Annotated in this window: 7 protein-coding genes; 4 read left to right on the forward strand and 3 right to left on the reverse strand. The window is 49.8% G+C overall.

The features are described from left to right. The 3 genes from JF818_RS11200 to hpt all read right to left on the reverse strand — a co-directional run. A partial coding sequence (locus JF818_RS11200) for an adenylosuccinate synthetase (RefSeq protein ID WP_198892092.1) occupies window positions 1-114 on the reverse strand: 114 nt, incomplete at its 3' end. Next, on the reverse strand, window positions 111-671 hold the full coding sequence (locus JF818_RS11205; protein ID WP_198892093.1) for a phosphoribosyltransferase: 561 nt from the start codon (window positions 669-671) through the stop codon (window positions 111-113). The genes JF818_RS11205 and JF818_RS11200, both read right to left, overlap by 4 nt. A gap of 14 nt (window positions 672-685) precedes the next feature. Continuing rightward, complete coding sequence (gene hpt, locus JF818_RS11210; protein WP_198892094.1) at window positions 686-1,243, reverse strand: hypoxanthine phosphoribosyltransferase; 558 nt, start codon at window positions 1,241-1,243, stop codon at window positions 686-688. A 188-nt stretch (window positions 1,244-1,431) separates the two neighbouring features. On the opposite strand from hpt, the gene JF818_RS11215 reads away from it, so the two are divergent. From JF818_RS11215 to pheT, 4 genes are all read left to right on the forward strand, one after another. Further along, window positions 1,432-1,947: a flavin reductase family protein gene (locus tag JF818_RS11215; RefSeq protein WP_198892095.1), complete on the forward strand. Its 516-nt coding sequence runs from the start codon at window positions 1,432-1,434 to the stop codon at window positions 1,945-1,947. Between the two features lie 76 nt (window positions 1,948-2,023). Next, window positions 2,024-4,009 carry a pyruvate dehydrogenase complex E1 component subunit beta gene (locus JF818_RS11220; protein WP_198892096.1) on the forward strand — a complete coding sequence of 662 codons (1,986 nt, stop codon included), beginning with the start codon at window positions 2,024-2,026 and terminating at the stop codon, window positions 4,007-4,009. Window positions 4,010-4,096: 87 nt separating this feature from the next. Further along, a complete protein-coding gene (locus tag JF818_RS11225) occupies window positions 4,097-5,635 on the forward strand; it encodes a phenylalanine--tRNA ligase subunit alpha (RefSeq protein WP_198892097.1) in 1,539 nt (512 codons plus the stop codon). After that, a partial coding sequence (gene pheT, locus JF818_RS11230) for a phenylalanine--tRNA ligase subunit beta (RefSeq protein WP_198892098.1) occupies window positions 5,635-6,700 on the forward strand: 1,066 nt, incomplete at its 3' end. The genes JF818_RS11225 and pheT, both read left to right, overlap by 1 nt.

The following is a 6,700-nucleotide window of genomic DNA, read 5'->3' on the forward strand; positions in this document are numbered from 1 at the left end:
ATCCCCACCTTGGAAACGGATGACCAAATCGGAGTTCACTGCCAAATAGTCTACGATGCGGCCTTTTCCTTCATCGCCCCACTGGGCTCCTACAATTGAAGTAACGTTGCTCATTGGTATAACTCCTTGCCTTCTTTTTTCAGATGATCAAGCATCAGATTCTCTTTTTCTGTATGGCTATCGATGTCATCAGCATCCCAGGGATACTTGATCCAGACATCATCCAGGTTGAGGCCGGCGAAGTAGCGCTTGATCTCCACAGGGAACTCAACATCCTTTTCCTTGTTCTTATTATGTAGAACCAAGACAGCGATTTCTTCAGGCTTGTACTTAAGCAACTCACCAATACAGTATGCCAAGGTGGCACGTGTATCATCTACCTCATCGATAAGGAGTACCTTCTTGCCAACCAATTGGGACTGTACTTCATCGATCCATTGGATTTTTGTAGGGTGGTCCTTGTGTTTCTTGTCGATACCGTAATAGGAAATTCCCACTGCATAAATCGGACGATTTATGAAGGTCTTGATAATTCTTGCAGGGATGTAGCCTCCGCTTCCGATTGCAACGATTACATCTGGGTCATATCCTGATTCAATCAACTCTTTGCTGAGTTTCTTTACCAGTTTATGCACCGAATTGTAACTGACGTAGAACTTGTTGTCGTCCATTTCTCTCTCCTTGGTTAGGCTTGTGGGTACATCTCTGCGATGTAGGGGAGGGTCCGGTATTTTTCATTGTAGTCCAGGCCGTATCCAACAACCCAGACATCAGGGATGGTGAAACCGATGTAGTCGATTTCTACAGGCAGAATATGCCTGTCAGGTTTATCCAAAAGGACTGCGGTCTTCACAGACTTGGGATTTCTTGTTTTGAAGTTTCGAATGAGATAGTCCAGTGTGTTTCCACTGTCAAGTATGTCTTCGATGATCAGGACATGCTTGTCTTCCATATTCTCCCTGGTATCCATCAGGAGGCGGACATTCCCGCTATGGTCACCCTGGTAGGAGGAGAGGGCAATGAAGTCCACAACATGCCTTACATTCAGTTTTCTTGCTAAATCTGCAATAAAAATGAAGGATCCCTTGAGAACCCCTACAAGAATCAGGTCATCTACAGTATCGGCATAGTCACTGCTGATCTGGCGGGCCAGTTCATCGACCCTTCTATTTATGGTGTCGGCATCGATGAGAACACGAGCGAGATCCTCTGTCAAAGCAGGGATAGCGAGGGAATCTTTCATTGGGCCTCCTCAATGCAACAGACGAGCTGTTGAAACATGTACTGCATGCTAGTAGGCATATACGAAAAAGAGTGGAGTGTCAATGTTGGAAAAGAGTTGCACCGATGGACAAAGGTGTGAAGAATTCTTGCTACTTGACGACACTATTGCTGTACAGCTACACTAAAAGCGTAGATTAGGAGGCCACCATGTATGTTGATGTTCCTGTAGAAGTTTTACAAATGAACCCCTTTACAGCGATCGGAACTGATGGATTCCTGGTAACAGCGGGAACTCCTGAACATTTCAACACCATGACAGCATCCTGGGGTACGATGGGCGTGCTCTGGGGAAGAAATGTGGTAGTTCTCTATGTGCGCAAGAGCCGCTACACCCATCAGTTTCTGGAGGAGAGTGACGGGTTTACCGTTTCATTCTTTCCTTCTGAGATGAAGGAAAAATTGCTTTGGTGTGGTGCCCACAGTGGTCGTGAATATGACAAGATCAGCATGACTGGGTTGCAACCAACCTTTATTTCTTCTCCAAAGGGAGGAGAGCGTGTAACCTTCAAGGAAGCTTCGTTGGTTTTCTCTTGTACGAAAGTTGCTACCATGGATATGCAGAGTGACCAATTCCTGCTTGAAGAGATCAAGGAGTTCTACCAAAACGGCGACCTTCATACCGTATATATAGGATTTATTGACAGCATCCTCTCCAACCAATAGGATGGGGAGACTATACAAAGGCAAGGCTTAGGCCGGCTTGTAAAGGCAGGACTGCATATCCTGCCGGGGAGCACTCATGGACCTTTCTGTACAACAGGCGCAACAAGCGCTCTCGATTATGGTACGTTCACGCCATTTCGAGGAACAAATTGACGAATTATTCAAGCAAAAAGAGATGCATGGAACAACCCACCTGTCCATTGGACAGGAGGCTTGTCAGGCGGGTTTGGCTTTGGCTTTACAACCAGGCGACTGGATTGTGCCCACGCATCGTTGCCATGGTCATACCATAGCCAGAGGTACCAGTGAAAGGCGTATGTTCAGCGAAATGTTCGGCTCATCAGATGGTATTTGTAAAGGGCTCGGTGGTTCCATGCATATGACTGATGTAGAGACCTGGAATACGGGATCTTCAGCTGTAGTCGGTAGTGGGATCAATCTGGCTGCAGGAATCGGATTTGCCTTGAAGATGCAGAAAAGCCAGGCGTTGAGTGTTGCCATCTTTGGAGACGGGGCCTCAAGCCGGGGTGCACTGCATGAGAGCATGAACCTTGCCTCTGTCTGGTCTCTTCCTGTCCTGTTTTTTTGTGAGAACAACAACTATGGCATGAGTGCTGCTGCCTCGAGAATGATCTCCACCTCCTCCATCGCCAGGCGGGCAGAGGGGTATTCCATGCCCCACGCCACTGTTGATGGCAATGATGTCGAGGCTGTCTACAAGGCCTGCAGACTTGCGGTGGAAACCATCCGCGCCACTTCAAAACCGTATTTTCTGGAACTCAAGACATATCGTTGCTGTGGGCACTCAAAGAGCGATGCCTGTGTGTATCGCGACCACAAGGAAGAGGCCATGTGGGCCTCCAAGGACCCCATCTTCCTCTTTACCCGCTCCATGGTAGAAAGTGGATTGTTCAATGAGGAGGAAGTCTCCCGCATTATTCTGGAGAGTCGCAAACGCGTGGATGATGCAGTTCGTGATGCGCTCTCTGTGCGCGATCAGCATATCAGCCTTGAGAAGGCGATGGAGTATCTCTTTACAGAAGAAGATGAGGAACTGTACAAGGTCTGCAAGAACACAAGCCGTATCAGCTACCGGGATGCGATCAGGGAAGCGCTTGATGAAGAGATGTCCCGTGACAAGGCGGTCCATCTCATCGGAGAGGATATCGGACTCTATGGTGGATGTTTCCGTGTGACGGGAGATCTTTATAAGAAACATTCCCGGCAGATGCATGAAACCCCTGTCAGTGAGGAAGCGTTCACGGGGCTCGCCGTCGGTGCTGCTACGCTGGGAATTCGTCCAGTAGTGGAAATCATGTACGGGGATTTTTCCACACTAGCAAGCGATCCCATGATAAACCATGCTGCGAAGATCCGCTTCATGAGTGCCGGGCAGCTCTCCTGTCCGATGGTCCTGAGGGCTCCCATCGGGAGTGGGACAGGCCACGGTGCCCAGCACACCCAATGTCTGGAGGCGATGTTTGCAAATATCCCTGGTCTTATCATTGTAGCTCCCTCATGTCCTGGGGATGCAAAAGCCCTGCTCAAGAGTGCCATCAGGAGCAACAATCCAGTACTCTATTTTGAACACAAACACCTCTACAACAATCTTGGTCCGGTAGGGGATGAAGACTATCTGATGCCGCTTGGAAAAGCGGTTGTCAAGAAGCGAGGGCGTGATGTAACCATCGTTGCCTATAGCCATGCAGTACAGACGTGTCTCGAGGCAGCAACAGTGTTGAGCTTGCAAGATGAAATCGACACTGAGGTCATTGATCTGGCTACCATTAAGCCGATGGATGGCAATGCCATCCGCCAGTCAGTACGAAAAACAGGAAGGCTCTTGGTTGTTCATGATAGCCCCGAGTTCGGTGGCTATGGAGCTGAAGTTGTTTCCCAGGTGACCAGCGATGCCAAGAGTTTTGCATCCCTGAAGGTACCCCCCTTACGATTATGTGGAAAGGAGAGCCCGATCCCCTTTGCCCCTGAGCTGGAAAAAGAGACAATTCCTTCCAAGGAAGATGTGGTTGCCGCCGTTCGCTCACTTTTCTCCTCGCTATAGCCTTTCCTTTTTTTCCTGATACCGCTAGAATAGTAACCACTTGCGCCGCAGACCTCTGCGGCGCTCATGTACAGGAGTAAGAACAGCATGGAAATTGATGTAAAGAACCTGCATCCGCTGGAAGTCCGCCTACTCAGGCATGTGGCATTGGGTGAACCCATTACCGCCGGCCGTATTGTGGACGAGCTTGACTACAAGGTGGGGCAGTGCAACCAGGCGTTCAGCTGGTTGAGCGCAAAGGGCTATCTGGTCGAGAAGAGTCGCGAAAGTCGCGTCCTGTATGAACTGACAGAATTCGGAAGGGAGCAAGCAGAGAAAGGGACTCCCGCCCAGCGTATCTTTGCATTTATCAAGGCTGAGGGACCTCATGCACTTCCTGAGATTGCCTCAGCCCTTGGACTGGAAAAGAGTGAAGTGGGTTCAGCCTTCGGTCAGCTATCAAAAGCTCGTTGTGCACAAATGAATGACGAAAACAAAGCTCAATCCATCGCTGATGAGCTTAGCGGTGAGTTTCTTCTTACCGCCAATCTCCTGCAGAAAGGCTTGCAGGGGGACCTTGATGAGTCAGCATTGGATGCAGATGAGAAGAAAGCAATGGGCAAAATCGCGAAGAAACGCGGTGCTGCATCCTCTCCCTTCAAGGTCATTGAACGGGAAGATATCGTCTATGAGTTGACTGAAGAGGGCTCCCTGGCAAAGGAAGCGGTCCTGAAGGCAAACATCACAGGAGAGGAGCTTGGCTCCCTTACCCCAGAGATGCTTGCAACCGGAAGTTGGAAAACCGGTAGCTTCCGCCCCTATGGTTTGAATGCCCCCACCAGCCGCTTGATCCCAGGTCGGCATAACCCATACGGAAACTATCTGCAGTGGGTCAAGGATAAGCTCTGTAGTCTCGGCTTTGAAGAATTCGATGGCTCTCTCGTGGAGAATGAGTTCTGGAACGGCGATGCCCTTTTCATGCCACAGTTCCATAGTGCTCGTGACATCCATGATGTGTATTATGTAAAGGACCCGGTGCATTGCAAGGAGATCGAGGAACCATGGCTCAGCCAAGTTGCCAAGACCCATGAAGATGGCTGGGAGACAGGAAGCCGTGGCTGGCGCTACAGCTTTGACCATGAATTCACCCGTCGTCAGGTGCTACGTAGCCAAGGGACGGTTCTCAGTGCACGCCAGCTGCCCAATGCCAAGATTCCAGGCAAGTATTTTGGTGTAGCCCGCTGTTTCCGATATGACCAGGTTGATGCAACCCACGGTGCTGATTTCTACCAGACAGAGGGTATTGTTCTGGGCAATGATGTTAATCTGAAAACGCTGTTGGGTTTGCTGAAGATGTTTGCTGAGGAGATTGCAGGAGCTGAGGAAGTGAAATACGTCCCAGGCTACTTCCCCTTCACAGAACCTTCTATCGAAGTGCATATCAAGCATCCTGTATTGGGATGGTTCGAACTTGGTGGTAGTGGGATCTTCCGCCCTGAGGTTACCAAGGCCCTCGGTATTGACGTGCCGGTACTCGCATGGGGACTCGGTATCGACCGAATGGCCCTGATGCACCTTGGATTGAACGACCTCAGGGAGCTCTTTACTCCGAACATTGAGTCGGTACGCACGAGGAGGGGAAACTAATGCCAAAGATTGAAACTACCGGCAAGTTGTTCTACAGCTTGCTTGGAAAAACCATACAAGATGAGCAACTGGAAGAAATCTTCCCTGTTGCAAAAGCTGAACTGGATGGTCATGAAGATGACCTGCTGAAAATTGAGCTCAACGATACCAACCGTCCTGACCTCTGGTCTGCCGCCGGTATCGCGCGTCAGCTCAAAGCATACTGGGGAGTTGAAGCTCCTCTCTATGATTTCTTCTCTACCGCTGATGAGACCTTTGACAGCGAGGGAAGAGAGCTCATCGTAGATGCCTCAGTGAAGGAAGTAAGGCCGTACTCAATTGGCTTTGCTGCAAAAGGCCACAAGGTAAGTGAGGATGAACTCGAAGCATTGATCCAGAGTCAGGAAAAACTCTGTTCCAACTTTGGAAGAAAACGCAAGACGATTGCAATTGGGATCTATCGCTCCGATCTGATCACCTATCCGGTACATTACCGTGGGGCAGACCCTGACACCACCAAATTCATACCGCTTGGAATGGATAAGGAACTCACCCTGAGGGAAATCTGCAGTGAACACCCCAAGGGCAGGGAGTATGGTCCGATTGTAAGCGACAGCAAGGTGTTTCCCTATCTGCATGATGACAAGGGAGAGACACTGAGTTTCCCACCGGTGATCAACAGCGCACATATCGGGGCTGTTGAGGCAGGGGATGAGAATCTGTTCCTTGAGCTTAGTGGATCTGATCTCCACGATCTCTTGCTTGCAGCTTCCATTCTTGCCTGTGATATGTCCGACCTTGGGTATGAGATTCTTCCGGTGAAAGTCTCCTTCCCAGAGGAGACGGAGTTTGGAAGAGAGATAACGGTTCCCTATTATTTCCAGGAGCCTATCTCCTGCTCACTCAGCCAGGTCCATAAGACCCTTGGTGAGCCGATGAGTGGAGACGATGCAGTTGCAGCGCTTAAGAGAATGGGAATCTATGCTGTCTATGATGAGCAAACCATTTGGGCAACCGTTCCTGAGTGGAGAAATGACTTCCTCCATCCAGTCGACCTGATCGAGGATATCATGATCGGTTATGGGC

Origin of the sequence: Sphaerochaeta sp. S2, assembly GCF_016406725.1 — a bacterium.
Lineage (GTDB): Bacteria > Spirochaetota > Spirochaetia > Sphaerochaetales > Sphaerochaetaceae > Sphaerochaeta.

What these genes read in the sequence shown, in the direction of transcription:
- JF818_RS11205 (WP_198892093.1), bottom strand. Translation starts at nt 671, where the DNA reads ATGGACGACAACAAGTTCTACGTCAGTTACAATTCGGTGCATAAACTG.
- hpt (WP_198892094.1), bottom strand. Translation starts at nt 1,243, where the DNA reads ATGAAAGATTCCCTCGCTATCCCTGCTTTGACAGAGGATCTCGCTCGT.
- JF818_RS11215 (WP_198892095.1), top strand. Translation starts at nt 1,432, where the DNA reads ATGTATGTTGATGTTCCTGTAGAAGTTTTACAAATGAACCCCTTTACA.
- JF818_RS11220 (WP_198892096.1), top strand. Translation starts at nt 2,024, where the DNA reads ATGGACCTTTCTGTACAACAGGCGCAACAAGCGCTCTCGATTATGGTA.
- JF818_RS11225 (WP_198892097.1), top strand. Translation starts at nt 4,097, where the DNA reads ATGGAAATTGATGTAAAGAACCTGCATCCGCTGGAAGTCCGCCTACTC.